Source organism: uncultured Fretibacterium sp., assembly GCF_963544685.1.
Taxonomy (GTDB): Bacteria; Synergistota; Synergistia; order Synergistales; family Aminobacteriaceae; genus CAJPSE01.
The window spans coordinates 1-3,643 of the sequence record NZ_CAUUGJ010000169.1; the positions used below are offsets into that span (position 1 = coordinate 1).

General features: G+C 60.9%; 3 protein-coding genes. 2 read left to right on the plus strand and 1 reads right to left on the minus strand.

What is annotated here, in order from left to right; translation table 11 throughout:
* Together ABLA28_RS10975 and ABLA28_RS10980 are read left to right on the plus strand one after the other, a co-directional pair.
* Window positions 1-1,633, plus strand: a 1,633-nt coding sequence (locus tag ABLA28_RS10975; RefSeq protein WP_347713697.1) for a cobalamin-dependent protein, incomplete at its 5' end; no start/stop codon positions are given.
* 105 nt (window positions 1,634-1,738) lie between these two features.
* Entirely contained in the window at window positions 1,739-3,160 is a 1,422-nt protein-coding gene (locus ABLA28_RS10980) for a sigma 54-interacting transcriptional regulator (protein WP_299299140.1), read from the plus strand.
* A 92-nt stretch (window positions 3,161-3,252) separates the two neighbouring features.
* Here the strand turns inward: ABLA28_RS10980 and ABLA28_RS10985 are convergent, their stop codons facing one another.
* Window positions 3,253-3,582, minus strand: a complete 330-nt coding sequence (locus ABLA28_RS10985) for a hypothetical protein (protein ID WP_347713698.1) — start codon at window positions 3,580-3,582, stop codon at window positions 3,253-3,255.
* Window positions 3,583-3,643 lie beyond the last annotated feature (61 nt).

Below are 3,643 nucleotides of genomic sequence, written 5' to 3' on the forward strand. Positions count from 1 at the left end.
GAACCCGGAGTACATCGCAAAAACCGTACAGGCCGTCTCCCACAGGACGAGGACGGTCGTCCCCCGCTCCGTCCCCGGGACGACCGGGATCTGTACCCCGGCGAGGGCCGTGGTATTCGACGGCGACTTCACGATCATCGGCGAGCGCCTGAACCCCACGGGGAAGAAGGCCCTCCAGGCCGCGCTGCGCGCCGGGGACATGGACTACGTGCTGAAGGAGGCCCTGAAACAGCAGGATCAGGGGGCCCACGTCCTGGACGTGAACGTGGGCCTGCCGGACATCGACGAGCCCGCCCTTCTGAGCCGGGCCGTCATGGAGATTCAGGGCATCATCGACCTTCCGCTCCAGCTCGACTCCGCCAGCGCGAGGGCCCTGGAGGCTGCGGCACGCATCTACAACGGCAAGCCCCTGATCAACTCGGTGAACGGCAAGGAGGCAAGCCTGCGCACCGTCCTGCCGATCGTCAGGAAGTACGGGGCCTGCGTCCTGGGCCTGACGCTCGACGACTCCGGCATCCCCGAGTCCGCGGAGGCCCGGCTCGCCGTGGCGCGGCGCATCGTCGAGGAGGCCGAACGGATCGGCATCCCCCGGCACGACGTCCTGATCGACTGCCTGACGCTCACCGCCTCGGCCCAGCAGGACCTGGTCCGCGAGACCCTGAAGGCCGTGCGGCTGGTCCGGGAGGAGCTGGGCGTCCGCACCGTGCTGGGGCTCAGCAACGTCTCCTTCGGACTGCCCCGGCGCCCGCTGGTGAACCGAACCATGTTCGCGGCGGCCCTGATGCAGGGGCTGGACGCGGCCATCATCAACCCCGGCGACACCGGGATGCGCGAGACCCTGGCCGCGTGGCGCCTCCTGATCGGAACGGACCGGAACGCGCAGGACTACATCGCCTACTGCGAGGCGCATCCGGAGAGCGCACCCGCCCCCTCCCGGCAGTCTGCCGGCGCCGGAGCGGCAGCGGACGCGCCGAATACCCCCACGGCCTCTCAGGGGGACCTGGCGTCCGCCATCGCACGGGGGCTGAAGGAGGAGGCCGCGGAGCGGACGCGGGAGCTTCTGGACGCCCTGCCCCCGCTCGATGTCGTCGAGAAGCACATCGTCCCGGCGCTCGACGCCGTGGGGAGGGACTACGAGGCCAAGCGGCTCTTCCTCCCTCAGCTCATCAAGTCCGCCGAGGCCGCGAAGGCCGCCTTCGAGTGCCTGAGGGAGAGGCTGGCCTCCGGGCCGAAGGGCGGGGACGAGGCCCCCGGCGAGCCCATCGCTCTGGCGACGGTGTACGGAGACGTCCATGATATCGGCAAGAATATCGTGAAGGTCATCCTGGAGAACTATAACTTCCGGGTCCTGGACCTGGGCAAGGACGTGCCCCCCGAGCGGATCGTCGCCGAGGTCAAGCGGAACGGCATCCGCATCGTGGGGCTGAGCGCCCTGATGACGACGACCGTCGCCAGCATGAAGGAGACCATCGAGAACCTGAGGCGGGAGTGCCCGGAGGTGAAGGTGATCGTGGGCGGCGCCGTCCTGACCCCCGACCTGGCCCGATACGTGGACGCGGACCACTACGCCCGCGACGCCATGGAGGCCGTGCGGATCGCGACACAGATCAGCTCGGACCTGAAGACGGCCTGACGGGCCGTGGTTCTGCTCTGCGTCCTTTTACATAAAGCGGAATCATAGGGAAGCGCTGATTGAATCAGCGCTTCCGCTTTCATAGATGAGAGGAGATGTCGCCCCATGACTGCTTCCGATTCCCTGCCCCGCCATCTGACACAGGGAATGCCGCAACTTCTCAACGACGTCCTGTTGAACTATGTCCACGACAGCGTGACCATCACGGACGGGCGCGGCATATTGCTCAACGTCAGTGCTTCCTGCGAGGAAAATTTCGGATTCGACGCCAGGGACTATATCGGCAAGCCCATCGAACTTCTCGTGCAAAAGGGGATCTTCTCTCCCTGCATCACGCTCATGGTATTGGAACAGGGGAAAAAGGTGACGGGCAGGCAGCCCAACAAACAGGGAATCCAGCTTTTTGTCACGGGTATCCCCATACATGACGAAAAGGGAGCCATTGTCTATGTCGTCTCCTTTTCCTCCTGGGACATTCAATCGATGGAGGAGCTGGAGGAAAAGTATCTGCGCATCAGAAGGGATTTATGCCGATGCTCCAGCGAGAACAGGGCCCTGCGCTCAAAACTCGTCGAGCTTTACCCTGTCGTCGCGGAGAGCCGCGCCATGAAAAAGCTCTGTGAGATCGTACAGCGCATCGCTCCCTACACGGTTCCCGTTTTAATCACCGGCGAATCGGGGGTGGGAAAGAGCTATCTGGCCAGGATCCTGCACAAGGAAAGCCTCCGCCGCACCGGCCCTTTCATCGAGATCAACTGCCGCACCATCCCCGGACGCATCCTGGAGACGGAGCTTTTTGGGGACCCGGGATACGGCGCCGAAAAAGATTGGGAAGAGGCCAGGATGAGCGCCCTGGAACTTGCCGAATCGGGGACGCTTTTTATCAGTGAAGTGGACAATCTTCCCCTCGATCTTCAGCTGCGGCTGGTAACGCTTTTCAAACAAACGCGCGACCCGTCCTCCTCCAGGGATGCGGAGGGGGCCAGCGATCTTGACGTACGCCTCATCGCCTCCTCTCAAAAGGATCTGAAGCAAATGGTTCAGGATGGCGAGTTCCGAGAGGAGCTGTTCTACCTTCTCAACACCATTCCCCTGGAAATTCCCCCCCTTCGCGAACGTCCGGATGACACCCTGGCGCTGATACTCCACTTTCTGGAGAAGAAGAACAAGGCCCACAAGCTCAACAAACGCTTCACCCAACAGGCGCTGGACATGTTGCTGGACTACAATTGGCCCGGAAACATACGGGAAATAGAAAGCGTCATCGAACGCGTGCTCCTGACGAGCCCCGACACGGTGATACAGAGCTCCAATATTCCGGACTTCATCGCCTCGTACGCCCGGAACCTGAACGACAAGGACTTCAATCTGAAGAACGCTCTGGAGTTCTACGAGAAAAGGATCATTCTGCAGGCCTTCGAGCAATATAAAACGACGACGGCCACGGCACGCGCCCTGGGAATCAGCCAGCCCTCCGTCGTGAGGAAGCTGAAAAAATACAACACGAACAAGGGTAAGAAAAGGTAGTCTCCAAGCTTTCTTTGAAGCGAACATCCCCAGGGGGTCATAAGGAAACGAGCCCCTGGGGATGCCGTTCTGGAGATTTAGAGATTTAGAGATTACTTTCCCTCGATGGCCGCCATCTCCTGACGAAACTCCTGAAGGAGCTCCTTGGCGAACTCAGGATTCCGGGAGAGCTCAAAGTATTTTCCGTCCGCCTTCTTTGCGATCTCACGAAAGGCGTTGAATTCCTCCTGCGTGAGCTCCACCAGGGATTGATTCTTTTTGAAGGCCTTGACCATCATATCCAGCCTCTGTGCGTTCATCTCCTTTTGGACCTTGTTCACGTAAGGATAAGCCTCGGCGGCGCTTTCCACGACGATCTTTTTGATGTCCTCCGGGAGCCCATTGAAGAAGTTCAGGTTCGCCAGATGCTGCATGACGAAGATATTGTGGGCTCCTCGCTATCAGGAGTGGTTGGTTTATAAAAGGCTACCGTTATGGTATCTT

What these genes read in the sequence shown, in the direction of transcription:
- ABLA28_RS10980 (WP_299299140.1), top strand. Translation starts at nt 1,739, where the DNA reads ATGACTGCTTCCGATTCCCTGCCCCGCCATCTGACACAGGGAATGCCG.